The organism is Gordonia sp. GONU (assembly GCF_024733855.1).
In the GTDB taxonomy this organism is placed as follows: Bacteria; Actinomycetota; Actinomycetes; order Mycobacteriales; family Mycobacteriaceae; genus Gordonia; species Gordonia amicalis.
The window spans coordinates 1-26,147 of sequence record NZ_JANRHB010000038.1 but is presented as its reverse complement, the minus strand read 5'-3'; the positions used below and the strand labels follow the sequence as shown (position 1 = coordinate 26,147).

The 26,147-nt window shown below is 68.6% G+C and carries 22 protein-coding genes; 12 read left to right on the top strand and 10 right to left on the bottom strand.

Features of this window, described 5'->3' with window-relative positions; all coding sequences use genetic code 11:
* Positions 1-82 precede the first annotated feature (82 nt).
* Together NWF34_RS22135 and NWF34_RS22130 are read left to right on the top strand one after the other, a co-directional pair.
* Entirely contained in the window at positions 83-1,240 is a 1,158-nt protein-coding gene (locus NWF34_RS22135) for a GuaB3 family IMP dehydrogenase-related protein (protein ID WP_258326068.1), read from the top strand.
* Positions 1,241-1,383: 143 nt separating this feature from the next.
* Complete coding sequence (locus tag NWF34_RS22130; RefSeq protein ID WP_258326067.1) at positions 1,384-3,147, top strand: GMC family oxidoreductase N-terminal domain-containing protein; 1,764 nt, start codon at positions 1,384-1,386, stop codon at positions 3,145-3,147.
* 65 nt (positions 3,148-3,212) lie between these two features.
* On the opposite strand, the gene NWF34_RS22125 is transcribed toward NWF34_RS22130, so the two are convergent.
* From NWF34_RS22125 to NWF34_RS22115, 3 genes are read right to left on the bottom strand one after another with little or no spacing between them, the layout of a single operon-like run.
* Complete coding sequence (locus NWF34_RS22125; RefSeq protein ID WP_258326066.1) at positions 3,213-3,815, bottom strand: energy-coupling factor transporter transmembrane protein EcfT; 603 nt, start codon at positions 3,813-3,815, stop codon at positions 3,213-3,215.
* The gene (locus tag NWF34_RS22120; RefSeq protein WP_258326065.1) at positions 3,812-4,486 is read right to left on the bottom strand and encodes an energy-coupling factor ABC transporter ATP-binding protein; all 675 of its coding nucleotides are present in this window, start codon (positions 4,484-4,486) and stop codon (positions 3,812-3,814) included. The genes NWF34_RS22125 and NWF34_RS22120 overlap by 4 nt, the downstream gene beginning before the upstream one ends.
* Positions 4,487-4,512: 26 nt before the next feature.
* Positions 4,513-5,139 (bottom strand): biotin transporter BioY, encoded by a 627-nt coding sequence (locus NWF34_RS22115; RefSeq protein WP_258326064.1) that lies wholly within the window; start codon positions 5,137-5,139, stop codon positions 4,513-4,515.
* A 49-nt stretch (positions 5,140-5,188) separates the two neighbouring features.
* Here NWF34_RS22115 and guaA point away from each other — a divergent pair, with 49 nt between their 5' ends.
* A complete protein-coding gene (gene guaA, locus NWF34_RS22110) occupies positions 5,189-6,781 on the top strand; it encodes a glutamine-hydrolyzing GMP synthase (RefSeq protein WP_258326063.1) in 1,593 nt (530 codons plus the stop codon).
* A 62-nt stretch (positions 6,782-6,843) separates the two neighbouring features.
* Here guaA and NWF34_RS22105 read toward each other — a convergent pair whose 3' ends face one another.
* Positions 6,844-7,074: a hypothetical protein gene (locus tag NWF34_RS22105; RefSeq protein ID WP_258326062.1), complete on the bottom strand. Its 231-nt coding sequence runs from the start codon at positions 7,072-7,074 to the stop codon at positions 6,844-6,846.
* Positions 7,071-8,516, bottom strand: a complete 1,446-nt coding sequence (locus tag NWF34_RS22100) for a PspC domain-containing protein (RefSeq protein WP_258326061.1) — start codon at positions 8,514-8,516, stop codon at positions 7,071-7,073. Before NWF34_RS22100 ends, NWF34_RS22105 begins: the two co-directional genes overlap by 4 nt.
* 153 nt (positions 8,517-8,669) lie before the next feature.
* Between NWF34_RS22100 and NWF34_RS22095 the strand changes: the two genes are divergently transcribed.
* On the top strand, positions 8,670-9,956 hold the full coding sequence (locus tag NWF34_RS22095) for an ATP-binding protein (protein ID WP_258326060.1): 1,287 nt from the start codon (positions 8,670-8,672) through the stop codon (positions 9,954-9,956).
* Positions 9,953-10,672, top strand: coding sequence for a response regulator transcription factor (locus NWF34_RS22090; RefSeq protein WP_309148656.1), 720 nt, complete (start codon positions 9,953-9,955; stop codon positions 10,670-10,672). The genes NWF34_RS22095 and NWF34_RS22090 overlap by 4 nt, the downstream gene beginning before the upstream one ends.
* On the opposite strand, the gene NWF34_RS22085 is transcribed toward NWF34_RS22090, so the two are convergent.
* Positions 10,669-11,931 (bottom strand): serine/threonine-protein kinase, encoded by a 1,263-nt coding sequence (locus NWF34_RS22085; RefSeq protein ID WP_191834883.1) that lies wholly within the window; start codon positions 11,929-11,931, stop codon positions 10,669-10,671. The genes NWF34_RS22090 and NWF34_RS22085 overlap by 4 nt on opposite strands.
* 79 nt (positions 11,932-12,010) lie before the next feature.
* Here NWF34_RS22085 and NWF34_RS22080 point away from each other — a divergent pair, with 79 nt between their 5' ends.
* The 3 genes from NWF34_RS22080 (at position 12,011) to NWF34_RS22070 (ending at position 15,784) form a co-directional block, all read left to right on the top strand.
* Entirely contained in the window at positions 12,011-13,042 is a 1,032-nt protein-coding gene (locus tag NWF34_RS22080) for an Rv2578c family radical SAM protein (protein WP_258326059.1), read from the top strand.
* Positions 13,043-13,323: 281 nt separating this feature from the next.
* Positions 13,324-14,097 (top strand): hypothetical protein, encoded by a 774-nt coding sequence (locus NWF34_RS22075; RefSeq protein ID WP_258326058.1) that lies wholly within the window; start codon positions 13,324-13,326, stop codon positions 14,095-14,097.
* A 16-nt stretch (positions 14,098-14,113) separates the two neighbouring features.
* Positions 14,114-15,784, top strand: coding sequence for a DNA polymerase Y family protein (locus NWF34_RS22070; protein ID WP_258326057.1), 1,671 nt, complete (start codon positions 14,114-14,116; stop codon positions 15,782-15,784).
* A 5-nt stretch (positions 15,785-15,789) separates the two neighbouring features.
* Here NWF34_RS22070 and NWF34_RS22065 read toward each other — a convergent pair whose 3' ends face one another.
* Together NWF34_RS22065 and NWF34_RS22060 are read right to left on the bottom strand one after the other, a co-directional pair.
* A complete protein-coding gene (locus NWF34_RS22065) occupies positions 15,790-16,875 on the bottom strand; it encodes an alanine racemase (protein WP_258326056.1) in 1,086 nt (361 codons plus the stop codon).
* A complete protein-coding gene (locus NWF34_RS22060) occupies positions 16,872-18,812 on the bottom strand; it encodes an SDR family oxidoreductase (RefSeq protein WP_258326055.1) in 1,941 nt (646 codons plus the stop codon). Before NWF34_RS22060 ends, NWF34_RS22065 begins: the two co-directional genes overlap by 4 nt.
* A gap of 176 nt (positions 18,813-18,988) precedes the next feature.
* On the opposite strand from NWF34_RS22060, the gene NWF34_RS22055 reads away from it, so the two are divergent.
* The 3 genes from NWF34_RS22055 to NWF34_RS22045 all read left to right on the top strand — a co-directional run bounded on the left by NWF34_RS22055 (position 18,989) and on the right by NWF34_RS22045 (position 23,667).
* Positions 18,989-22,273, top strand: a complete 3,285-nt coding sequence (locus NWF34_RS22055; RefSeq protein ID WP_258326054.1) for an error-prone DNA polymerase — start codon at positions 18,989-18,991, stop codon at positions 22,271-22,273.
* Between the two features lie 47 nt (positions 22,274-22,320).
* Positions 22,321-22,548 (top strand): DUF167 domain-containing protein, encoded by a 228-nt coding sequence (locus tag NWF34_RS22050; RefSeq protein WP_006434486.1) that lies wholly within the window; start codon positions 22,321-22,323, stop codon positions 22,546-22,548.
* A 126-nt stretch (positions 22,549-22,674) separates the two neighbouring features.
* On the top strand, positions 22,675-23,667 hold the full coding sequence (locus NWF34_RS22045) for an IS481 family transposase (protein WP_035754036.1): 993 nt from the start codon (positions 22,675-22,677) through the stop codon (positions 23,665-23,667).
* Here the strand turns inward: NWF34_RS22045 and NWF34_RS22040 are convergent.
* Both NWF34_RS22040 and NWF34_RS22035 read right to left on the bottom strand, forming a co-directional pair.
* Complete coding sequence (locus tag NWF34_RS22040; RefSeq protein ID WP_024497190.1) at positions 23,664-24,128, bottom strand: tRNA (cytidine(34)-2'-O)-methyltransferase; 465 nt, start codon at positions 24,126-24,128, stop codon at positions 23,664-23,666. The two genes, NWF34_RS22045 and NWF34_RS22040, sit on opposite strands and share 4 nt — an antisense overlap.
* A 57-nt stretch (positions 24,129-24,185) precedes the next feature.
* Positions 24,186-25,124 carry a serine/threonine dehydratase gene (locus NWF34_RS22035; RefSeq protein WP_258326053.1) on the bottom strand — a complete coding sequence of 313 codons (939 nt, stop codon included), beginning with the start codon at positions 25,122-25,124 and terminating at the stop codon, positions 24,186-24,188.
* 55 nt (positions 25,125-25,179) lie between these two features.
* On the opposite strand from NWF34_RS22035, the gene NWF34_RS22030 reads away from it, so the two are divergent.
* Positions 25,180-26,085 carry a bifunctional methylenetetrahydrofolate dehydrogenase/methenyltetrahydrofolate cyclohydrolase gene (locus tag NWF34_RS22030; protein ID WP_258326052.1) on the top strand — a complete coding sequence of 302 codons (906 nt, stop codon included), beginning with the start codon at positions 25,180-25,182 and terminating at the stop codon, positions 26,083-26,085.
* Positions 26,086-26,147 lie beyond the last annotated feature (62 nt).

The following is a 26,147-nucleotide window of genomic DNA, read 5'->3' as shown; positions in this document are numbered from 1 at the left end:
CCGCGGCCGTTCCCGCCGGTCCCTCCGGACCGGGGACGCCGTAGGGTCGTCGTGCAGCTGAACTCCGCAGAAAGGCGCACTGGTGCGTGACCTCGTCGAAATCGGCATGGGCCGGACGGCCCGACGGACCTACGAACTGGACGACATCAGCATCGTCCCGTCCCGTCGGACCCGTTCGTCCAAGGATGTCTCCACCGCGTGGCAGATCGATGCCTACCGGTTCGAGTCCCCGATCCTGAGCCACCCGACCGATGCCCTGGTGTCGCCGTCGGTGGCCATCGAGCTCGGCAAGCTCGGCGCACTCGGCGTCATCAACGGCGAGGGACTGTGGGCGCGGCACCGCGACGTCGAGGCCAAGCTCGAGGAGCTGGCCGCCATCGCCGCTGGCGATCCCGATCCGTATGCGGCGGTGCGTCATCTGCAGAAGCTGCACGCCGCACCCCTCGACAGCGGTCTTCTCGCCGAAGCGGTTGCGCAGGTCCGCGACGCCGGTGTCACCACCGCGGTGCGCGTCAGCCCGCAGCACGCACCGGAACTGACCCCCGCCCTCCTCAAGGCAGGAGTCGAACTCCTCGTGGTGCACGGCACGATCATCTCCGCCGAGCACGTCGCGCAGGTCGACGCCGACGGGACCCAGCGCGAACCGCTGAACCTGAAGACGTTCATCGCCGACCTCGACATCCCGGTCATCGCCGGCGGCGTCCTCGATCACAGCACCGCGCTGCACCTGATGCGCACCGGTGCGGCGGGCGTCATCGTCGGCTACGGCTCGGCGGCCGGAGCGACGACCACCGGTGAGGTGCTGGGCATCGGCGTGCCGATGGCGACCGCCATCGCCGACGCGGCCGCCGCCCGTCGCGACTACCTCGACGAGACCGGTGGACGCTACGTCCACGTCATCGCCGACGGTGACATCCACACCTCGGGTGACCTGGTCAAGGCCATCGCCTGTGGTGCCGATGCCGCGGTTCTCGGTACGCCGCTCGCCGCCTCGGCGTCGGCTCCCGGTGGTGGTTGGTACTGGCCGTCGGCCGCCGCTCACCCCGACACCCCGCGCGGGGCGCTGCTCCAGGTGGCCGGCAACGCCGACCGCCCGAGCCTCGATCGAGTCCTCAACGGCCCGTCCGACGACCCGTTCGGCGAGCTCAACCTCGTCGGTGCGCTGCGGCGCGCGATGGCCAAGGCCGGGTACTGCGACCTCAAGGAATTCCAGCGGGTGGGGTTGTCCGTCCACGCTTGACCGCTCCCTGAGTAGCGTCCGGAGCTTGCGGAGACCCGTTCGCTCGCTCCCTGAGTAGCGTCCGGAGCTTGCGGAGGACGCGTATCGAAGGGTTAGGGTGACCTGGCTCATCCCATGTGACAACAGCCATTAGCATGGTTTCCATGGGTGTGACAAAGCGATCCGACAGCTCCACCGACTTCGACGTCCTCGTCGTCGGCTCCGGATTCGGTGGCAGCGTGAGCGCGCTCCGACTGGTGGAGAAGGGTTACCGCGTCGGTGTCGTCGAGGCGGGACGCCGCTTCGAGGACGAGGAGTTCGCCAAGACCAGCTGGCGGCTGAACCGTTGGCTGTGGGCCCCGAAGCTCGGTCTCTACGGCATCCAGCGCATCCATGCGCTCAAAGACGTGATGATCCTGGCCGGCGCGGGTGTGGGCGGCGGTTCGCTGAACTACGCGAACACCCTGTACAAGCCTCCGACACCGTTCTTCACCGACCCCCAGTGGAACCACATCACCGACTGGGAGGACGAGCTCACCCCGTACTACGACCAGGCCCGGCGGATGCTCGGCGTGGTCACCAACCCGACCATCACCGACTCCGACCGGATCGTCGCCGAGGTGGCGGAGGAGATGGGCGTCGGCCATACCGTGACGCCCACGCCCGTCGGCGTGTTCTTCGGTGCCAAGACCGGACTCGACGGTGCGCCCGGCGAGACGGTGCCCGACCCGTACTTCGGCGGCGCCGGACCCGACCGCACCGCGTGCACCGAATGCGGTGCCTGCATGACCGGCTGCCGCGTCGGCGCCAAGAACACCCTGCTGAAGAACTACCTCGGACTCGCCGAACGCAACGGCGCCATCATCATCGACCGGACGACGGTCGACTCACTCGTCCAGCGGGCAGACGGCTCGTGGGAGGTCGGGACACACCACTCGTCGTCGTGGGGGCCGTTGGGACGTCGTCGGCGTACCTTCACCGCCGGCCAGGTGATCCTCGCCGCGGGGACGTTCAACACCCAGCGGCTGATGCATCACGCGAAAGTCACCACGCTGCCGCAGATCTCGGATGCGATGGGCCGGCTGACCCGGACCAACTCGGAGTCGATCCTGGGCGCGATGGGGTCGCGGATCGATCCCGAGCACGACTACTCACGCGGCGTCGCGATCACGTCGTCGTTCTATCCGGAACCGAACACCCACATCGAGCCCGTGCGATATGGCAAGGGCTCCAATGCAATTGCCTACTTGCAGACGCTGCTCACCGACGGTGGCACGCGCCGCAACCGGTTCGGGCAGTTTCTCCGCCAGGTCGCGAAGAACCCGTTCCTGCTGGTGCGGTTGCTCGTCGTTCGCCAGTGGAGTGAGCGCACCGTGATCGCGCTGGTCATGCAGAACAACAACAATTCGCTGACGACGTTCGTGCGTAAGCGGGGTCCGCTGCGCTACGTCACCAGCAAGCAGGGTCACGGCGAACCGAATCCGACATGGATTCCCAAGGGCAACGAGGCAACTCGCCGGATGGCGGCCAAGCTGAACGGCGGCGTCGCCGGCGGCACCTGGGGCGACATCCTCAACATGCCGCTGACCGCGCACTACCTCGGTGGCTGCGCCATCTCCGACGACCCGGCCAGCGGTGTCATCGATCCCTATCAGCGCGTGTGGAACTACCCGACGCTGCACGTCACCGACGGCGCTTCGGTCTCGGCGAACCTCGGTGTGAATCCGTCGCTGACGATCTGTGCGCAAGCCGAACGGGCAGTCGCGTTGTGGCCCAACAAGGGTGAGGAAGACCGTCGGCCCGCGCAGGGGCAGTCGTACGAGCGCATCAGCCCCGCAGAACCGGTGGCGCCGGTCGTGCCGGCCGAGGCCCCGGGCGCGCTGCGGCTGCCGATCACCCCGATCACGCGACCGGGCGTCACCGCCTGACGGATCACGTTGAGTTTTGTCCCGCATGCCGGGACAAAACGCAACCTGATCTCGGGTCGGTTCGTTCAATCCAGGCCACGCGCGGTGAGGGTGTCGGCGAAGCCGTCCGCGGTGCGGAGGGCGGCGAGCACGACCGGCGCGACCAGGATCCGCGGACCCGGCCGAAGCCCGCGGGCCTGGCGTGCCTCGTCGACCTCGCGCACCACCTCGACCATCAGCGGGATGGCGCGGATCGTCAGTGCGAGCGCGATGGCGATGAGGTCGGTGCGCACCCCGATCCGTCGGAGCGGACCCAGGGCGCGTACGATCGCATCGAGCATGTCGGTGGTGCGGGTCGTCAGCGTCACGACCGTCGCCAGGGCGACCGACAGCGCCAGTACGCCACAGATCACCACCGCGCGTTGCCAGTCGGTGAAGATGACCTGAAAAGCGAAGATGAACAACAACATCCAGGTCAGCGGTCGGAGCTGACGCCAGGCTTCGAGCGGGCCGATGCCGGCGAGCGCGAAGGTCGCCGCGACACCGAGGGTCGCGACCCCCAGCGTGAGCAGTGTCCCCACGGTCAGCGACATCACGAGGATCGCCACGGCCATGGCGACGAATTTGACGCCCGGTGGAAGCCGGTGCAGCAAGGTGTTCCCGGGGCGGTAGACGCCGAGGACGTTCACGACATCAGGGTCCGGTAGAAGGCGATGGCGGGAGCCGGCTCGTCGTCGGCGACCACCCGGCCTTCGTCGATCACGATGACCCGGTCGAAGCCATCGAGGATGTCGAGGTCGTGACTGACGACGATCAGCTGTTCGTCGAGTGACGCGAAGACGTCGGTGAGCATGCGGGTGTTGCGCAGATCGAGCAAGGTCGTCGGCTCGTCGGCGACGATGATCGCCGGGTCGGTCACGAAGATCGACGCGAGCGCGAGAAGTTGTTTCTGCCCGCCGGACAGTCGTTGAGCCGGATGATCGGCGTGCTGGGCCAGGCCGAAACGCTCGAGTACCTCGAGGGCCCGGACAGTGCGCTGTTTCTTGTCGAGATCGGTGCGGCGCAGCGACAGTTCGATGTCCTCGATGACCGTCGGCATGATGATCTGCCGGTCGGGGTCGGAGAAGATGAACCCGACACGGCGTCGGACCTCACGTTTGTTCCGGGCGACGAGCAGACCGTCCACGGTCACCGTGCCCGAGACCGGTACGACGAGCGCGTTGATCATCCGCGCCAGCGTCGACTTCCCGCTGCCGTTGGCCCCGACGATCCCGATCCGGTTCTCGGTGAGATTCAACGAGACGTCACGCAGCACGACCCGGTCGTCGTAGGAGTGCGAGACGTTCGTGAACTCGATCATCGAGGTGTGGCGCCGGCCGGGTCGGCTCAGCTGTCGGCGCCGGAGCGCCGCGACGGTCGGAGCGGCTCGATGAGGCCGGGGCGGCCGCGGTGGATCTGCGCGGCCACCAGCGCGGCGACGACGACTTTGATCACGTCGCCGATGAGGAACGGGCCGTTCGACGTGATCGCCGCCCACACCGTCAGATCGGTGCGCAGGATCAACCCGAGGACGCCGAACAGGTAGATGACGAACATCCCGCCCAGTGCGTTGATCCCGATGCCCCAGAGCACGCGGTACCGCGGCCGGTCGCCGACCGCGAGCATCGCCGCAGTCAGCACACCGATGACGATGACCGCCGGCAGCCAGCCGACGAAGTAGCCGGCGGTCGGCGAGGCCAGGGCGGTCAGACCGCTGCGTCCTCCGGACAGGATGGGGAGTCCCGCGATGGCCAGCACCATGAAGATGGCGACGGCGAGAGTTCCCTTCTTCGGGCCCAGGACGGCGCCCGCGAGGATCACACCCAGCGTCTGGAACGTGATCGGCACGCCACTGGAGCCGATGTTGATGGTCCCGGGCAGGCCGAGCGCGGCGATCAACGCGGCGAAGACGGCGGCCTGGGTGAGGTCGCCGATGCTCAGCGACCAAGCGGAGGTACGGGGAGATGCAGTCATGTCGGTGTCGAAGTATTTCACGTCGACGTCGACCACTAGACTCGGCCGGGTGACAGACTCTTCTGCCGAGGATTTCCTCGAGGGCCCGCGGCCCGTACTCGTCGTCGATTTCGGAGCGCAGTACGCGCAGCTGATCGCACGACGGGTGCGCGAGGCGCGGATCTACTCCGAGGTGATCTCCCACGACGTCCCGCTGGCGAAGATCCAGGAGAAGAACCCGGTCGCGATCATCCTCTCGGGCGGACCGGCGTCGGTGTACGCCGAGGACGCCCCGGATCTCGACCCCGCCGTCTTCGACCTGGACATCCCGGTCTTCGGCATCTGCTACGGCTTCCAGGCGATGGCGGCAAAGCTGGGTGGCGAGGTCGCCAACACCGGCGGCCGCGAGTTCGGCCGCACCACGTTCACGGTGAACAGCGGCGGCGTTCTGCACCAGGGCCTCTCCGAGACCCAGCCGGTGTGGATGAGCCACAACGATGCGGTGCAGCAGGCCCCGGAGGGCTTCACCGTCACCGGTTCGACGCCCGGCGCTCCGGTCGCGTCATTCGAGAATCTCGAGCGCCGCATGGCGGGCGTCCAGTACCACCCCGAGGTGCTGCACACCCCGCACGGCCAGCAGGTCCTCACCCGCTTCCTCTACGAGATCGCCGGTCTCGAGGCCACCTGGACCGCCGCGAACATCGCCGACGCCCTCATCGACGCGGTCGCCGACCAGATCGGCGACGGCCGGGCGATCTGCGGTCTGTCGGGCGGAGTCGATTCCGCGGTGGCCGCCGCGCTGGTCCAGCGCGCCATCGGCGACCGTCTCACCTGCGTCTTCGTCGACCACGGACTGCTCCGCGCCGGTGAGCGCGAGCAGGTCCAGCACGACTTCGTCGGCGCGACCGGTGCCAAGCTCGTCACCGTCGACGCCGCCGACAAGTTCCTGAAGGAACTGTCGGGTGTCAGCGACCCGGAGACCAAGCGCAAGATCATCGGCCGCGAGTTCATCCGCTCCTTCGAGGGCGCGGTGAGCGAGGTCCTCGGCGAGGAGGCCGAGACGGGGGAGAAGGTCGACTTCCTGGTCCAGGGCACGCTCTACCCCGACGTGGTCGAGTCCGGTGGCGGCAGCGGCACCGCGAACATCAAGAGCCACCACAATGTCGGCGGCCTGCCCGAGGATCTCGAGTTCAGCCTCGTCGAGCCGCTGCGCCTGCTGTTCAAGGACGAGGTCCGTGCCGTCGGCCGCGAACTCGGCCTGCCGGAGGAGATCGTGGCGCGCCAGCCGTTCCCGGGTCCGGGTCTGGCGATCCGCATCGTCGGCGAGGTGACCGCCGATCGGCTCGAGATGCTGCGCAAGGCCGACCTCATCGCCCGCGAGGAGTTGACCGCGGCCGGTCTCGACGCCCAGATCTGGCAGTGCCCGGTGGTGCTGCTGGCCGACGTCCGCAGCGTCGGCGTCCAGGGTGACGGCCGTACCTACGGTCATCCGATCGTGCTGCGCCCGGTCTCGAGCGAGGACGCGATGACCGCCGACTGGACGCGCGTGCCCTACGAGGTCCTCGAGATCATCTCGACCCGGATCACCAACGAGGTCTCCGACGTCAACCGCGTCGTCCTCGACGTGACGAGCAAGCCGCCGGGCACCATCGAGTGGGAGTGACACAACACATCAGGCCGGCGTCGTGACCACGACGCCGGCCTGATGTGTTCACCCCTCGCCTTTCATCTCCGGCTGCGAGTCCCGGAGATGATGAGGATCAGTCCGATCAGCAGCCCGATGCCGACGGCGGCCCAGCCGAGGTCGGCTGCTTCGGGAAGTGCCGGCCCGTCGGCCAGACCCCACCCGGCGACGGCGAGCGCCGCGATCCCCACGATCCCCAATCCCGGTGCGCGGTGGGTTGATTCGGCGTAGTCCTCGGTAGCGGCGGGATCGCCGTTCATCTGCTCGCTCATCGTGTGACCTGAACCTCTCCCATGCCGGTGTGTGCGTCGATCTCGAGAACGGGCCCGTCGGTGCCGTCGCGACCACCGTCGAGTCCGGTGGGGCAGTCGATGTCGCCGATCCCGGTGTCGCAGGTGACACGGACGTTCATGTTCTCGGGCAGCGCGACCTTGATGACGCCCATCCCGTTCTGGAGCTCCACCCGCCGGTCCGCGGTGAGGTCGACCTCGCGCAGGTCGAGGGTCATCTCGCCGACGCCGAGGGAGTACTCGGGTTGGATGTCGTTCTCCGTCAACGGCTTCCATACCCGATCGCCGGCCCCTCCGTTCGGGATCGTGATCCCCGAGACCGTCGTGGTGACGATCGTCGCGACGCCCAGCAGAATGGCCACCGGCAGGAGACCGGTGCTGTGCTCGCCGGTGCGTCGTCGGAGCGTTGCGGCCAGCAACAGGCCCGCGCCGACGACTGCCAGGCACAACGAGAGGACTCGGGGCGTGGTGAACCAGTCCACCCCTGCCTGATTCAGGGCGGCCCCGACCGCGCCGACGATGATCGCGAGTCCGAGGACGACCATGGTCAGCGGTGACCGACGGCGCCGGGGCTCGATGGACCTCACCGGGGCGGCGGGTTCGGGCAGATCCCAGGCGAACGGGGCCGCTCCCAACGGATCCCAGGCCGGCGGGGCCGGTTCGAGGTCGTCGGATGCCGGCACCGGAGTCGGCAGGGGAGCCCAGCGTTGCCCGGCCGACCCGGTGTCGACGTCGCCCTGGTTCATGCCTGTCTCCTTCGTTGCCGCCGCGTTCGGGCCGGTGTCGGTCGTGGACTTCTGCAGGTGGACGGTGGGCGTGCTCGCCGAGCTCGCGCCGGTCGTCCCAGAACCGGTCGTCCCGGTATCGCTCATGGTGCGTGGGACCCATCGTTCGAATTGCCCCGCCGACGGCGGCGGGACCACCACGTCGGTGACGGCCACGGTGTCGATGCTGGTGCCGGGTGGGGGCGTGGGCGTGCGCAGATAGAGCAGGTACCACCCGCCGAGCATCAGGATCGCGCCGACCAGGCCACCCGAACCCCAGGTGCGGTTGGGGCCGATCGAGGTGACGATCACGATCGCGAGGACGACCAGCACGATCACCTGTGGATTGCCCCAGCCGTGGCCGTGACCGTGGCGTCGGTGCCCGCCGTGTCCGCCGGAGTACGCGGCTCGCAGTGCTTCGGCATGGGCGCGCTGGGACCCCGGGAACGCGATCCAGGCCGCCAGGTAGAGGATCAACCCGCTGCCGCCGAAGAAGGCGGAGACCACGAAGGCGACCTTCACGAGCGTGGGGTCGACGCGGTAGCGGGCCGCGATGCCACTGCACACGCCGGCGATGGTCCGGTTCTCCGGACGATAGGGGCGCGTCGACCACAGCTCCCTGAGCTGATTCTGGAACTCCTTGGTGTCCATGGGGATCATCGTGCTCCCTCGAGCACCCGCAGCACATCGGGTGATCCCCTGATTTCACCCCGGGCGCTGATCGGGGGTGCGGGTCGGGCACCCCGAGTCGCGGGTGGAGAAACGGGGGTGAACCCCGATGTCCGGATTCGCCTGCCATGGGACCATCGAGGGGTGAGTGGAACGGAGGTGGAGCCTGCGCCGCGGCTGGTACGCCGGGACGGCGGCCGGGTGGTCGCCGGGGTCGCCGGCGGGATAGCCGACCATCTGGGGGTCGACGTCTTCCGCGTCCGGATCGTGTTCGTGGTGCTCGCCGCGCTGGCCGGAGCCGGGGTCGCGGCCTACGGTCTGCTCTGGTTCTTCTGCCCGCCCGGCAAGGACACCGCCCCGCCCGCACCGGGCGAGCGCCGGCAGTCCCTGGGGCTCGCGGTGATCGGGCTCGTCGCGATGTCGGTCGTCGGCTTCGCCGCCTCGGGCACACCCGCGGAGTATCTCGTTCCCTTCGTGTTCATCGCCATCGGCGCGAGCCTCGTGTGGCGGGAGTTCGACACCTCCCACCGCGCGCCCCGCGCCCCACTGCTGACCTGGACACGACTGATCGGCGGCGTGCTGCTCGTCGTCGGCGGACTCGTGGTGATCGTCGTCGCCGGCGATCGCAGCTTCGGCGGCCTCAACTCGACGATCCTCGCGGTGGTGGCGACGCTCATCGGCGTCGTGCTCCTCACCGTGCCGCTGTGGATGCGGATGTGGCGTGCCCTCAACGAGGAACGCGCCGCACGCATCCGCAATGCCGAACGCGAGGAGATCGCCTCGCACCTGCACGACTCGGTGCTGCAGACCCTTGCGCTGATCCAGAAGAAGGCCCACCGTCCCGAGGAGGTCGCGCGGCTCGCCCGCAGCCAGGAACGGGAGTTGCGTGCCTGGCTGTTCAGCGACCCCGCGCAGGAACGCGGTTCACTCTCGGCGGCGCTGCGCAGCGTCGGCGCGGAGGTCGAGGACGCCTATGGCGTCGACGTGGAGATCATCACCGTCGGTGATCTGCGGCCCAACGATGCGCGGGATGCGAAACGATGGTCGGCGCTGGCCGGGGCGACCAGGGAGGCGCTGGTCAACGCGGCCAAGCATTCCGGTGAGCGCACGGTCGACGTGTACAGCGAGGTGACCGACGACCAGGTCGAGGTGTTCGTCCGCGACCGTGGCGTGGGCTTCGACCCGATGGTCGTCGACGACGACCGCCAGGGGATCAGCCGGTCGATCCGGGCGCGGATGGAACGGATGGGCGGTCGGGTGGCGATCACCTCGACACCGGGGCGCGGGACGAATGTCGCCCTGACGATGCCGCGGGTCGACCGTGTACCGGTGGTCGACGGGGTGGGCGCGGAGACCGGCGCACCGCCCGCGGAACAGGCCCAGGCAGAGCAGGCAGAGAAGGAAACAACGGACGACCGGAAGGTGCGATGACCCCCCAGCAGACCTCGAATTCGATGGACACGACCACCGGCGCACCGGCGTCGGGCTACACCGTGTACCTCGTCGACGACCACGCCGTGTTCCGTTCCGGGGTGCGCGCGGAGCTGGCCGACGAACCGGGCCTGCGGGTGGTCGGGGAGGCGGGTACGGTGCCGGAGGCGATCGCCGGAATCGTCTCCACCGCACCGGATGTGGTGCTCCTCGACGTCCACATGCCGGCCGGTGGCGGGGTCGCGGTGCTGCGTGGCGTACTCGACCGGCTCGGTACCGATGCGGCGTCGATGCCGGTCTTCCTCGCCCTGAGCGTCTCCGACGCCGCCGAAGACGTGATCGCGACGATCCGGGCCGGTGCGCGCGGGTACGTGACCAAGACGATCGACGGCGCCGAACTCGCCGATGCGGTGCGTCGGGTCGCGGAGGGCGATGCGGTGTTCAGCCCCCGGCTGGCCGGGTTCGTGCTCGATTCGTTCACCGGTAAGTCGTCGGCGCCCGAACCGCCGCTGGATCCGGAACTCGACTCCCTCACCCGCCGTGAACTCGAGGTGTTGCGACTGCTGGCCCGCGGGTACACCTATCGGGAGATCGCCGAGGAGCTCTTCATCTCGATCAAGACCGTGGAGACGCACGCCTCCAACGTGCTGCGCAAGACCCAGCAGTCCAACCGCAACGCCCTGACCCGCTGGGCGGCGACACGCCACATCGGCTAGCGCAACAGCGCGATCGCGAGGACCACGAGCACCGCCAGCACGGCGAAAAACACGAAGACCGACACCGCGAGGGCCGTGCTCGACGTGGCCGAGTTCCGGGACGGTTCCCCGTAGCCGGGGTTCATCGGCTGACGATGGGGTGACGACGACTGGGAGGCAGCCGAATACGGCTGCGGGGTCGACATCAGCGTCGGGGAGTGGTGCTCCTGCCGCGTATGCGGGATGTCGCGTGAGCCGCGATCGCCGGCCACGGTCGGGGCGTACGGCGGCAGGGTCGCGCCGGCCACCGGGCGATGGGGTCCCGTGGTCGACGAGCGGTTGTTGCGCTGCGCCCACACCGGCGTACCTGCCCCGGGGCGGGTGATGAGGCCGGTGAGCACCTGGTCCCTGGTGCCGCGGGAACCGGCGGCGAAAGCGGTGAGCGCGTCGCGCGCCTCCGCCATCGACGGTCGTTTCGTCGGACTCGGTTCCAGCAGACGGAGCAGCACCGGTTCGAGATCACCGGCCTTCGTCATCGGATTGATCCGTGCCCGGGCGACCTTGTGCAGCAACGCGATCGAGTTGTCGTCGACGCCGAACGGTGGCTGGCCCTCGACCATCGTGTAGATCGTGGCACCCAGCGAGTAGACGTCGGAGGCCTCCATCGGCTCCGCGCCGCGGGCCACCTCGGGAGCGAAATAGGCCGGGGTGCCGGTGATCACGCCGGTCTGGGTGAGTGTCACATCGTCCTTGGCCCGCGAGATGCCGAAGTCGGTGATCTTGACGAGGCCGGCGTTGCGGCCGCCCTCGGCGATCAGGATGTTGCCCGGCTTGATGTCGCGGTGCACGATGCCGGCCGCGTGGGCCTCGACCATCGCGTCGGCCACCTGCGCACCGATCTGGGCGGCCTCCATCGGCTCGAGCGTCGTTGTGGCGTGCAGGATCTGGGCGACGCTGCGTGACGGCAGGTACTCCATCACCAGCCATGGCTCACCGCGGTCGAGGGCGACATCGTGCATCGCGATGGCGTTGCGGTGCGACAGCTTCGCGGCGATGCGACCCTCGCGCATCGCCCGCTTACGGACGTTGTCCGCGGAATCCTCGGTGAGGCCCTCGGTGGAGACGACCTGCTTTACGGCCACGTCGCGATCGAGGAGCTGGTCGCGAGCAAGCCACACCGTGCCCATGCCGCCGCCGCCGATCCGCGACTTCAGGCGGTATCGGCCGGCCACCAGGTACTGGGGACCTGGGGCATGATGGGTTCCGACGGACGGTGGCATACGGCGATGATAGCGGCGAGGGATCGCCGGGGGGCACCGCACTTGACAGTCCGATCGCACATGTGTTCGACTCGCTGGTATGCGATGGTCCGAGCAGGCGGTCGAGGTCGACGACGGGGCACTCCCCGGGCTGAGCCGCTCCGGCCTGGTGCGGTCGGTGCGGACGCCCGACTTCGAGGGTGTCACCTTCCACGAGGTGCTGGCGAAGAGTGCTCTCAACCGTGTCCCGGAGGCCTCGCATCTCCCGTTTCAGTTCACTGTCAACACTTTTCGCGGATGCACCCACGCGTGCCGGTACTGTTTCGCCCGGCCGACGCATGAATACCTCGACCTCGACGCGGGCAAGGACTTCGATTCCCAGGTGGTCGTGAAGCTCAATGTGGCCGCCGTGCTGCGCAAGGAGCTGAAACGGCGCTCCTGGACGCGGGAGACCGTCGCGCTGGGAACCAACACGGACCCCTATCAGCGGGCCGAGGGCCGGTACAAGCTCATGCCGGGGGTGATCTCGGCGCTGGCGGAGTCCCGGACGCCGTTCTCGATCCTCACCAAGGGCACGCTGATCCGGCGTGACCTGCCCCTGTTGCGGCAGGCGGCGGCCCAGATCCCGGTGAGCATCGGGATCTCGCTGGCCATCATCGACCCGGATCTGCAGAAGAAGATCGAACCGGGCACGCCGTCGCCGCAGGCCAGGCTGTCGCTGATCCGCGACCTCGCCGACGCCGGCCTCGCGCCTCATGTGATGGTCGCACCGGTCATTCCCTACCTGACCGACTCGACGTCGCACCTCGATGCGCTGCTGGAGGCGTTGGCCGAGGCCGGCGCGTCGGGCGTGACGGCGTTCCCGATGCATCTGCGGTCCTCGACCAAACCCTGGTTCCTGGAGTGGCTGGCCGAGGAGCACCCGGCGCTGATCCGCCGTTACCGCGGCCTCTACGGACGCGGTGCCTACGTGACACCTGAGTACTCGTCGTGGCTGCGGGAGCGGATGCAACCCATGGTGCAGCGCCACGGGCTGGCGGGCTCGGGTGGCCTACGGCAGTCCGGCACGGATGCGGAGCCGGCGGGGTCGGTCGCCGCGCCCGAACTGCAGCACGCGCTCACCCTGTTCTGACCACCCTGCTGCCTGAGGGGCTCCTCGCACCTCAGGCGGCGGGGGTTTGCTTCCTGTGACGAAAGATGCGCCAGTGCAACGCGTTACGTCCGTCGATCGGGTGCGGATGGCCGTCGGTTGACGCTTGTCGGTGGGTGGTTCTACCCTCTGGGTATCGAAACAATGTTCGAATGATCGGCGGACGAGATCACTCTCGGATCATTCCTCACGGCGGTTCGAGAACCAGATGGCGCAGCACCTTCCCGGCTCGCTCGAGTACCACCACGCGACTGGAGAGTGTCATGGATGTGTCGTCCCGTACGGATGAATTGGCCGGACTCCGCCGACGCATGGCGGCGATGTCGGGGCGTCCCGACCGGCACGCGGTGGAGACGCGTGATCCGGCCGCGGGCGTGCTGCCGATCCCCGAGCCGCTGTCGGAGATACTGCCGCACAACGGGATTCCGCGTGGAACGGTCGCCCGGTTCGACGGTGCCAACTCGTTGCTGGTCGCGATGATCGCATCGGTCACCCGCGCGGGCGGTCAGGTCGGGATCGTCGGGATGCCCCGGCTGAGCCTGTTGTCGGCGGTGGAGATGGGTGCGGACCTCTCGCGCATCGCCACCGTCCCCGATCCCGGCATCGATCCGGTGGAGGTCGCCGCGGTGCTTCTCGACGGCATGGACCTGGTGGTGCTCGGCAAGGTCGGACCGGGGGTGGGCGCGGCGGATGCGGTCGCCCCGTCGCGGGCGCGCGTGGTGATGGGACGCGTACGCAAACAGTCGTCGGTCCTGCTGGTCGCCGGTGGCACATGGCCGGGTGCGCAGCTGACCATCGAGGCGCGGGTGCTCACCTACCGGCACAGCCCGTTGGTGCCCGGCGCCACCGACCTGGACTCCGCACGCAGCGGTTACGGCCGCATCGGCGGGATGAGGCTGCAGGTCACGGCCTCGGGACGCGGCAGGCAGTCGCAGAGCACCGAGGTCGATCTCCTGGCGCGAGGCCAGGGTGCCGACCGGACGGTGGAGATGGTCTCGACGACGAGTGCTCGTCCGGTCCTCGCGGTCGCGAACTGATGGCGGGGGTGAACCGATGACACAGCAGGAGCTCACCAGGCGGACTCTCGCACTCTGGTGCCCGGACTGGCCGGCGATGGCGGCGGCCGCCGAGGCCGATCTGCCGCCGTTGCATCCGGTGGCCGTGCTGTCGGCGAACCGGGTGGTCGCCTGTTCGGCGACCGCCCGGGCCGTCGGCGTCCGACGCGGCATGCGCAAACGCCAGGCACAGGCGGTGTGCCCGGAGATGACCGTGGTCGCGGCCGACGAGGGACGCGACGGTCGGCTGTTCGACCCGGTGGTGGCCGCGGTGGCCGAGGTGATCCCGACCCTCGAGGTGCTCCGGCCGGGTCTTCTGGTGATCCCCGGTGATCGGGCGGCGCGCTATTTCGGCGGCATGGAGGCGCTCGCCGAGGAACTCGTCGACGTGGTGTCTGCCTGTGGTATCGAATCGCAGGTCGGCATCGCCGACGAGATCTTCACCGCGGTCCTCGCCGCGCGGCACGGCCATCAGGTGGAACCGGGTGGTGACCGGGCTTATCTCGCCGGGCGTCCCGTCGCCGATCTCGCCCTCGAACCCAGCATGAGCGACCCGTCACGTGTCGAGCTGGTGGATCTGTTGCGGCGCTTGGGGATCGGCACCATCGGCGCCTTCGCCGAGATGGACATCGCCGACGTGGCCACCCGATTCGCCCGCGATGCGGTGCTCGCGCACCGCCTGGCCAATGCATTACCGGGGCGCGTGCCCTCAGGCCGGCATCTGCCGACGGAACTGGACGTCGACCACACCTGCGATCCGCCCGTCGACCGCATCGACGTCGCGGCGTTCATCGGACGTACCCTCGCCGAGAAACTGCATCGTCGTCTGCGGGACGCCGCGGTCGCCTGCACCCGACTCACCATCGAAGCGATCACCGAACGCGGCCAACAGCATTCGCGGACGTGGCATTGTGCACAGCCGCTGACTCCGGAGACGACCGCGGACCGCATCCGCTGGCAGTTGGAGGGGTGGCTGACCGGTGGGCGGCGGGGGAACGGCGGCCGGGGAACGAATAACGGGGGAACGAGTGGACCGGGCAAGGACACCCGTCCCGACTCGCCGATCGTGCGGCTGCGGTTGATACCGGTGGAGGTCGTCGAGGCCGGTGCCCTGCACTATCAGCTCTCCGACGCACTTTCCGGCGGCACAGCGGTCGACCCCGACGTCGAAGAACGCGCCCGTCGCTCACTTGTCCGTATCCAGGGACTGCTGGGTGGCGATGCGGTCCGTATCCCGGTGCTCAGCGGTGGGCGCGGACCCGCCGAGCAGATCACGATGGTGTCCCTCGGCGACGAACGGACACCGCGCCGCGACCCGTCCGCACCGTGGCCCGGCCACCTGCCGCAACCCACCCCGACAGTGCTGGTGGAGACTGCTGTCAGTGTGCTCGACGCCCTCGGCCAACCGGTGCGGGTGACCGACCGGGGAGCGTTCACCGCCGAGCCGGTGACCGTCCGGCTGTCGGAGTCGCCGGGTGGGGGGAAGAGCCGGAAGACGAGCTGGGGGTTGTGCTGGTGGGCCGGCCCGTGGCCGGTCGGCATGGACCGTGCATCCGCGGCAGGGACCACCGAACTGATCGCACGGGCACAGGTGTTGCTCGACGACTCACGCGCTCTGCTGCTGTGTTACCGCGGTGGGGAGTGGATCGTCGAAGGGGTCTACGAGTGAGGGTTTCAGCTGTTGCGACCCCGCGCGATCACCGGCCACCTGGTGTCCGAGCCGTCGATCGCCACCAGCTCGTCGACCAGGTTGACCGCGTTGCACACGTGGTTCGGCACCACGCGAACGAAGCTCCCGATACCCGGGATGTCCTCGTCGGGAGACTCCGCCGGGAACTCCACCACCGCATGATGTTCCGACAGCATCACGATGCGGGCATCGTGATGGTCGAGGAGCCGGCCGTACCCGGTGGCCCAGGGTGCGCGGTCGGCGCCGAGGATCTTGCTGCCCGCGTCGAGGACGATCCGGTGGGCGTCCCGGCGCACCACCGTCGCGACCGCGGTCAACGCGACCTCGTCGAAGCCGCACGAGCCGATCTCCACCTGCTGCGCGTCGTTGAACGGATACACGCCGGGGCGGATCTCGGTGAGGACATCCGCCTGTCCCGCGTCGAGCAAGCCGACCGTCGGGGTCGAACCGCCGCTCCGGACGCGGGGGTCGACGCCGTTCGCGCGCAACCCGGCGGCCGCCGTCGCCAGCGCGGCCACCTCCTGTTCGGCCGCGGAGCGTCGGGTGTCACCGAGACCGTAGGAATGGCCGGGGAAGGTGAACACGCCGATGACGTCGAGTCCTGCCGCGACACCCGCCTCGGCGACGGAACCGGCCAGTTCCGGGGCGACGCCGGTGCGGTGCTGACCGGAGTCGACCTCGACGAGTACCTGCAGGCCGGCCGTGCCGAGCGACCTGGCGAGATGCCGTGCGCCGGCGAGCGAATCGACCCCCACTCGCAGACTGACCCGTTCGGCGAGCGCGCGCAGTCGAGACGCCTGGACGGCGTTCGGCCACAACGGGTATGCGATGAAGATGTCGGTGCACCCGGTGGCACCGGAGGCGTCGGCGAAGGCTTCGGCCTCGCCGATGGTCGCCACGGTCAGCCCCACCGCGCCGTGATCGATCTGAAGGCGGGCGATCTCGGCGCACTTGTGGGTCTTGGCGTGCGGCCGGACGTCGACGCCGACGTTCCGGGCTGCTCCGGCGAGTGTGGCGAGGTTGCGGTCCAGTCGGTCGACGTCGACCTCCAGGTACGGGGTGTCGATCACGCGTCGCGACCACCGGAACTGCGGGGACGTCCCATGGCGGCCGCCGACTCGCCGAACAGCAGGTACTCCTGGTGCAGGATGCGGGTGGTCAGATCAGGGGTGTAGCGATGCCCGAGTTCGGCGATCGTCCCGACGACCGAACTGACCCGTTTGGGCCGATCGATGATGGCGTGCAACACCCGGGACGCGGCCTTGTCGACATCCCAGGTGCCGGGCTGGTTGTCGTAGGCCTCGGTCGGGGAGATCATCCGCGTCTTCACCAGCGGCAGACGCACATTGGAGAACGTCACATGATCGGAGACGGTTTCGGTGCCGGTCACATCGCTGAACGCCTCCAGCGCCGCCTTCGACGCCGCATAGGCGCCGAAGCGCGGACCGCGGGACTGCACCGCGATCGAGGTCACGTTGACCACATGTCCCGACCGCCGGGCAACCATGTGCGGCAGGAGTCCGAGGATGAGGTTGACCGCGCCGAAGTAGTTGACCGCCATGACCCGGTGATAGTCGTGGGAGCGTTGCACCGAGTTCACGGTGGCGCGCCGGATGGACCGGCCGGCGTTGTTGACCAGGACGTCGACGTGACCGTGCTCCGCCAGTACCGATTTGACCAGCGCGTTGACCGATTCCTCGTCGGTGATGTCGCACTGATACGCCACCGCACGGCCGGGCGGGATGCCCTTCTTGCTGGTCGTCGAATTCAATTCGGCGGCGGCGGAATCGAGTTCGTCGGCAGATCGGGCCACGATGATCACGTTGGCGCCACGTGCGACGCACATCCGGGCGGTGGCCTTCCCGATGCCGCTCGACCCGCCGGTGATGAGGATGTTCTTGCCCACGAGAGGGCCGCGGGGGTCGCGACGCCGGTTGCGCGAACGGTCGAGGTGCGCAGACCAGTACTGCCACAGGCGGGGTGCGTACTCGGCGAATTCGGGGACACCGATCCCGTGCTCGTGGAGGACGGCGATGGTGGCGTCGGAGGAGAAGTCCACCGGCAGCGACACCGCGTCGAGCACCGCCGGTGGGATGCCCTGTTGGGTGGCGAGGAGATTGCGGCCGACGCGGGCCGGTCCCATCGCGGACAGCGCCAGTACCGGCTCGACCATGGCGTGCGGGACGGCGTCGAATCCCCGGGGTGCGCCGAAGGACGGGGCGAGCGCGTTGTACATCTCGGTGATGGTGAGCGAACGCCGGTCCCCGAGGTGGAACACGAGCCCGCTGCGCTGCGGTTCCACGGCGATGAGCGCCACCATGGCGGCGGCGACGAAGTCGACGGGCACCATGTTGAGCGTGCCGAGGTCGGGCATCGGCAACCGCAGCTTCGACGGAAGACGTCCGAGCGCCGCGAGGTGACCGAAGAAGTAGTAGGGGCCGTCGATCTTGTCCATCTCGCCGGTCCGCGAGTCGCCGACGACGATCGAGGGCCGGTACACGCGCCACCGCAGGCCCTCGCGTTCGCGCACGACTCGTTCGGCCTCGAACTTGGTCCGGTGATACGCCGTCGGAAAGCCTTGCCCGACTTCGAAATCGGTTTCGTCGAAGCGGCCGCGATGGTCGCCGGCCACCGCGATCGAGGAGACGTGGTGCAACAGGGCGTCGTGGGCGATGGCGAAGTCGGCGACGCGTGAGGTGCCGAGGACGTTGGCGGCCCGTTGCGACTCGGCGCCGGCGGCCATGTCGTAGATCGCGGCGAGATGGACCACGTGGTCGAAATCCGGCAGGTCGTTCGCGTCGAGGCCGAGGCCCGGGCTGGTCAGATCGCCGACGACCGGTTTCACTCGATCGGCGGCACCGAGGTCGTCGAGCAGGGCGGTGAACGTGGATCGAGAGGATTCGCGCACCAGTGCGTGGATGGTCGCGTCGGGGTCGACGGTCAGAAGACGATCGATGACGCGCCGGCCGATGAACCCGCTGCCTCCGGTGATGAAGTAGCTAGTCATGTAGGGATCCCATCATGTGAGCGGGCATGTCACCCGCTGGATGTCCCGTCCCCCGATGGGAGATGGAATCTGTCTGGTACTCAGAGTTGCACCAACTCGAGCCGGACGCAACGGCCTACGGGGATCGGCGGGGAATCCGGATGTTCATTCGAACTCGTGTTCGATAGACTGTTCGGGTGGGCTGGGATCAGGGACCACCGACGTGGTCGGAGATGGAGCGGGTGCTCTCCGGTCGTGCACCCGACGGCGGGCGTCCGGGTACCGCCTTCGGTCCCGATGACAGCGACCACGCGATGTTCCCGGGCGACGGCGGCGACAGCCCCGCCTGGTCGCGCAAACGTGGTGCGTACCAGGCGGATGACATCACGCGGGGATCGTCGTCGGTGGCATACGCCGAACTCCACGCCCACAGCTCCTACAGCTTTCTCGACGGTGCGTCGATGCCGGAGGAACTGGTCGAGGAGGCGCAGCGGCTCGGTCTGGCGGCGCTGGCCGTCACCGATCACGACGGCTTCTACGGGATCGTCCGGTTCGCCGAGGCCGCCCGTGAATTCGGGATGCCGACGGTCTTCGGTGCGGAGCTGTCGCTGGAGCCCGACATCGCACGAACCGGACACAACGATCCCCCGGGAGAACACCTGCTGGTCCTCGCCCGTGACGGCGAGGGTTACCGCCGGCTGTCGCGGACGATTGCCGAGGCGCACATGGTCGCGGGCGAGAAGGGGTTGCTGCGCTACGACCGCAACGCCCTGGCCGGTGCCGGGGACGGGCATTGGCTGATCCTCACCGGCTGCCGGAAGGGCGCGGTCCGACGCGCGCTGGACCGCGGCGGCGTCCCGGCCGCGGAGATCGCGCTGCGGGAGATGATCGAGACCTACGGCCACGGCAACGTCGTCCTGGAGCTCACCGCCCAGGCCATGCCCGACGACGACGAACGCAACGCGGTGCTCGCAGGTCTCGCCGCGCGCGCCGGGGTGCCGACGGTGGCCACCACCGGTGCGCACTTCGCCGCGCCCCGACGCCGCCGGCTGGCGATGGCGATGGCGGCGGTTCGGGCCCGCACCGACATCGAGACCATCGCGGGCTGGATGCCGGGCGTGGCCGGCGCGCATCTGCGCAGCGGCGACGAGATGGCACGGCTGATGCCCGCGCACCTCGACGCGATCGACAACGCGGCCGGCCTCGCCGCCGATTGCGCCTTCCAGCTGGGCCTGATCGCGCCGGAATTGCCGCCGTTCGACGTGCCGGAGGGTTACACCGAGGCCAGTTGGTTGCGTGAACTCACCATGACCCGCGCCCGGCGCCGCTACGGCACGCCCACCGAACATCCGCAGGCCTACCGGCAGATCGAGCACGAGCTCGCCATCATCGAGACCCTCACGTTCCCCGGCTATTTCCTGGTCGTCGCCGACATCGTCGACTTCTGCAAGGCCAACGACATCCTGTGCCAGGGCCGGGGGAGCGCGGCCAACTCGGCCGTCTGTTACGCCCTGGGGATCACCAACGTCGACCCGGTCGCCAACAAGCTGCTGTTCGAGCGGTTCCTGGCCCCCGAACGCGACGGGCCGCCCGACATCGACGTGGACATCGAGTCCGACCGTCGCGAGGAGGCCATCCAGTACGTCTACCGCCGGTACGGCCGGGATCGCAGCGCGCAGGTCGCCAATGTCATCACCTATCGCGGTCGCTCGGCCATCCGGGACATGGCGCGTGCCCTGGGGTATGCGCCAGGTCAGCAGGACGCCTGGGCGAAGTCCCCGGACACCGCACCATCGGACGTGACCGATCTGGCCGGTGAGATCCTCGGTATGCCAAGGCATCTGGGTATCCACTCCGGTGGCATGGTGATCTGCGACCGGCCCATCGCCGACGTCTGCCCCACGGAGTGGGCGCGGATGGAGAACCGCAGCGTGCTGCAGTGGGACAAGGACGACTGCGCGGCCATCGGGCTGGTCAAGTTCGACCTGCTCGGTCTCGGCATGCTCTCGGCGCTGCACTATGCGATCGATCTGGTCGCCGAGCACAAGGGCATCGAGGTCGACCTCGCCACGCTCGATCTCGCCGAACCCGCGGTCTACGAGATGCTCTGCCGCGCCGATTCGGTGGGCGTGTTCCAAGTGGAGTCGCGCGCCCAGATGGCGACCCTGCCGAGGCTGAAACCACGTTGTTTCTACGATCTGGTCGTCGAGGTGGCGCTGATCCGTCCCGGACCCATCCAGGGCGGCTCGGTGCATCCCTTCATCAAACGGCGCAACGGGGAGGAACCGGTCGCCGTCGAACACCCGTCGATGTTCAGGGCGCTCGAACGGACACTGGGGGTGCCGCTGTTCCAGGAGCAGCTGATGCAGCTGGCCGTCGACGTCGCGGGCTTCGACGCCTCCGAGGCCGACCAGTTGCGACGCGCGATGGGCTCCAAACGGTCGCCGGAGAAGATGGAGCGGCTGCGCCAACGCTTCTACGCCGGCATGGAGCGACTGCACGGCATCACCGGCGACACCGCCGACCGCATCTTCGAGAAGATGGCCGCCTTCGCCAATTTCGGCTTCCCGGAGAGCCACTCGCAGAGTTTCGCGTCGCTGGTCTTCTACTCGTCGTGGTTCAAGTTGCATCATCCGGCCGCGTTCTGTGCGGCGCTGCTGCGGGCACAGCCGATGGGTTTCTACTCGCCGCAGTCGCTGGTCGCCGATGCCCGCCGGCACGGGGTGGCCGTCCATCGTCCCGACATCAACGCCTCCCTCGCGCACGCGACTCTGGAGAACGAGGGCCTCGACGTGCGGTTGGGACTCGACGGGGTGCGCGGGGTCGGTGAGGAGGTCGCCCAACGCATCGTCGACCGTCGCGCCGACGGGCCGTACACCGACATCACCGACCTGTCCCGGCGTGCTGCCCTGAGCGCCAAGGAGCTCGAGGGGCTCGCCGGGGCCGGGGCTTTCGACGGTTTCGGTCTCAGCAGGCGGCAGGCGCTCTGGGAGGCCGGGGCCGCCGCGACCGTCCGCGACGATCAGCTGGAACTGCGATCGGCGGGTGCCACCCCGACGCTGCCCGGCCTGTCCGACATCGAGTTGGCGGCCACCGATGCCTGGGCCACCGGCATCACCCCGAAGACGTATCCGACGCAGTTCCTGCGCCCTCGGCTCGATGCGTTGGGGGTGGTGGCCGCGGACCGGTTGCTGTCGGTGCCCGACGGCGCGCGTGTGCTGATCGGGGGTGCGGTGACCCATCGCCAACGACCTGCGACGGCTTCGGGCGTGACCTTCATCAACCTGGAGGACGAGACGGGGATGGTCAATGTGGTGTGTTCGGTGGGCCTGTGGGCGCGGTACCGTGTACTGGCACAGACAGCACCGGCTCTGCTGGTGCGCGGCCGGGTACAGAATGCCGAGGGGGCCGTGACCGTCGTCGCAGATCGTTTGCAGCGCATGGATCTTCGAGTTGGAACCAGATCCAGAGACTGGCAGTAGCCGCGGGAGGCCTGCCGGAGTGGGAAGACAATGAATCGGGGATATTGATGTCGCAGCAGGTTGTGGTGACCGTCAAGCCGAAGAGCAGCAAGGGTCCGCTGGTGGAAACCGGACCCGACGGTTCCGTCACCGTCTACGTTCGCGAGCCCGCCACCGAGGGCCGTGCCAACAAGGCCGTCGCCGAATTGCTCGCCTCACATCTCGGAGTGCCCAAGAGCAAGGTCGCGCTCATCGGCGGGGCGACCGCCCGCACCAAGCGGTTCCGGGTGGGCTAGATGTACTGCCCAGGCAGGTTGGTTGAGGGATTGCGACGACACGCGGTAGTGGGTCGTTGAACAGCGAAGGTCTCCCGTCGTGAAGTGGAGCTGCTACGACACACACTTCACAACCGGGAGACCTTCGTGGTTCACGCTAACGCACCTTTGACCCCCAAGGGCCGACTACTGCTGGCCCGTCGCATCGTCGATGACGGCTGGCCCATCGTCAGGGCAGCCGAACACTTCAACGTTTCGTGGCCGACCGCCAAACGCTGGGCCACTCGCTATGTCGAGATGGGCCCAGAGGGCATGTACGACCGCTCGAGTCGTCCTCATCGCAGTCCGAACCGCACCCCCGAGCCGATCAAACGCAAGATCGTGGCCCTGCGGTGGCGTCAGCGCCTCTCACCCCAGGCGATCGGCTCCCGACTGTCGATGCCGGCCTCGACCGTGCACGCGGTGCTGGTCCGATGCCGGCTCAACCGGCTCTCCCACATCGACATCCGCACTGGGGAAGTGATCCGCCGCTACGAGCACCCTCATCCGGGCTCGATGATCCACGTCGACGTCAAGAAACTCGGCAACATCCCCGTCGGTGGCGGCTGGCGGTTCGTCGGACGCGCCAAAGGACGCAAGAATCGGCAGGCCACGCCGGGAACCCGCCGGAGCAAGCACCACAACGAACTACTCGGACATGCCTTCGTGCACACCGTCATCGACGATCACTCTCGCGTCGCCTATGCCGAGATCCATGACGACGAAACCGCTGTCACCGCAGCCGGAGTCCTTCAGCGAGCCGTGGGCTGGTTCGCGGCCCGCGGCGTCACTGTCGAACGAGTCTTGTCCGACAACGGTGGCTGCTACCGCTCAGCGTTGTGGAAGCGCACCTGCACCGAGCTCGGAGTCACGGCGAAGTACACACGCCCCTACCGGCCGCAAACCAACGGCAAGATCGAACGGTTCCACCGGACCATGGCCGCCGAATGGGCTTTCGCCCGGCACTACCGGTCCGAACAAGCCCGACGCGCAGCGTTGCCAGGATGGTTGCACACCTACAATCACCACCGGCAACACTCCGCCATCGGCCGGAACGTTCCCTTCAGCCGCTTGACCAACGTCCCTGGGCAGTACAGCTAGACGGCCCCGGCGAAACCGTTCTGCCGCCATGCCTCGTAGACGACGATGCTCGCCGCGTTGGCGAGGTTGTGTGAACGACGGCCGGCGAGCATCGGGATGCGCACCCGGTCGGTGACCTCGGGTTCGGAAAGGACCTCCTCGGGCAGTCCGGTCGGTTCCGGGCCGAACAGCAGCACGTCGCCGGGCCGGTAGTCGACGTCCGTGTGATAGCGCTCCGCATGTGCGGTGAACGCGAACACGCGCTCGGGCTTCAACGTGGTCCACGCCGTCACCAGGTTGGGATGCACGGTCACGTTCGCCATCTCGTGATAGTCCAGACCCGCCCGCTTTACCTGGGCGTCGGACATCGAGAATCCGAGGGGTTCGATGAGGTGTAGTTCGCACCCGGTGTTGGCGGCCAACCGGATCGCGTTTCCGGTGTTCGGCGGGATGCAGGGCTGATAGAACATGATCCGGAACATGATGTGCTCAGCGTAGTCGCAGGCCTCGCCGGGAGTGACGGCGACGGTTCGTGTCGGCTACAGGTCGAAACCCGTGTTCGCACCGCACAGCACGATGCACAGCGTCGAATCCGGTTCTGTCCGAACCGCTCCGGTGGTCACCGCGGCGACGGCCGCGGCGGTGCCGTGTTCGACGAGGATGCGGTGAGAGTCCCACAGCATTCGTCGAGCGGCGACGAGCTGGTCATCGGTCACCAGCACACTGTCGACGTCCGGATGCTGTGCGGCGGTCTCCCAGCAGATGTCACCGAGGCGGGTCGCACCGAGGGAATCGGCGGCGATGCTCTCGAGTTCGACCGGGACCGGTGAACCCGCTGCCCGTGCCTGGTGAAAACACGATGCCCCGAGGGGTTCGGCACCCACCAGGCGGTCGCCGGGACGCAGGGTCGCCGCGAGACCGGCGAGGAGCCCACCGCCGCCGACGCAGGCCACGGTGGTGACCGGACCGGGTATGTCCTCGGCGACCTCGAGGCCGATCGTGCCCGCACCCGCGACGATGTCGGGCAGGTCGTAGGCGTGGAGAGCCAGGGCGCCGGTGGTCGCGGCGATCTCCACCGCGGCGTCGGCGGCGTCCTGGTAGCGCAGCCCGACGAGATGAACCTGCGCGCCCAGAGTTCGCAGTGTTCCGACCTTGACCGCGGGAGCCGTCTCCGGGATCACGACGGTGCAGGGCACGCCGGCGATCCGTGCGGCCCAGGCCGCGCCGATCGCGGCGTTGCCTCCTGACGCGACGAGCACCCCGGCGTCCGTCAGCGTTCCCTCGGCGCGCGCGTGCAGCGTCGCCCACAAGCTGCCCCGGACCTTGAAACAGCCACCGAGCTGGAGGTACTCGAGTTTGAACGCGACGTCCCGCGGGCCGTCGACGGTCTCGATGGTGCTGTGCGATGTCGGTGTGCGCCGCAGGAGAGGGGAGATGGTCCTGGCGGCGAGGTCGACGCCGGCCCGCGTTGCTCTCACGGCACAGACAGTAGTGGCTCACATCGAGCTCGCTCCGGATGGAAGAATGTCGGGCGTGACCGCGATACGACTGGATGGCAAGACCACGCGCGACGAGATCTTCGCGGATCTCACCGAACGGGTGAACAAACTGCGCGAGGCGGGCATCACCCCGGGTCTGGGCACGGTACTCGTCGGCGACGACCCCGGCTCGCACTCCTACGTCAAGGGCAAGCACTCGGACTGCGCCCGGATCGGTGTCGAATCCATCCGCAAGGACCTGCCGGCCGACGCGACCACCGAGCAGCTCAACGCCGCGATCGACGAACTGAACGCCGACCCCGCCTGCACCGGGTACATCGTGCAGCTGCCGCTGCCGAAGCACCTCGACGAGAACGCGGCGCTCGAACGGATCGACCCGCTCAAGGATGCCGACGGACTGCACCCGATCAACCTCGGTCGACTGGTGCTGGGCAAGGAGTCGACACTGCCCTGCACGCCGCGCGGCGTCATCCATCTCCTCCGGCGCTACGACGTCCCGATCGCGGGTGCCCGCGTCACCGTCGTCGGCCGTGGGGTCACGATCGGCCGGCCGATCGGCCTGCTGCTGACGAGGCGCAGTGAGAACGCCACGGTCACTCTCTGCCACACGGGGACCACGGACCTCCGCTCGGAGGTCGAGCGTGCCGACATCGTCGTCGCCGCTGCAGGTGTACCGCATCTGATCACCAAGGACATGGTGAAGCCGGGTGCCGCGGTCGTCGACGTGGGCGTCAGCCGGACCGACGACGGCCTGGTCGGCGACGTCCATCCCGACGTGTGGGAGGTCGCCGGACACGTGTCGCCGAACCCCGGCGGAGTCGGGCCGCTGACCCGCGCTTTCCTGCTCGTCAACGTCGTCGAAAGGGCCGAGCAGCAGCTCGCCGCCCAACAAGCCGCTGCCGAGGCCGTCGCCGGGGTCGAGGGCGGCGGCACGGCGTGAGCCCGGACGAGCCGCACGTCGGCCCGGCCGGTTCGGATCCGCCCTCGACGGATCCGAACCGG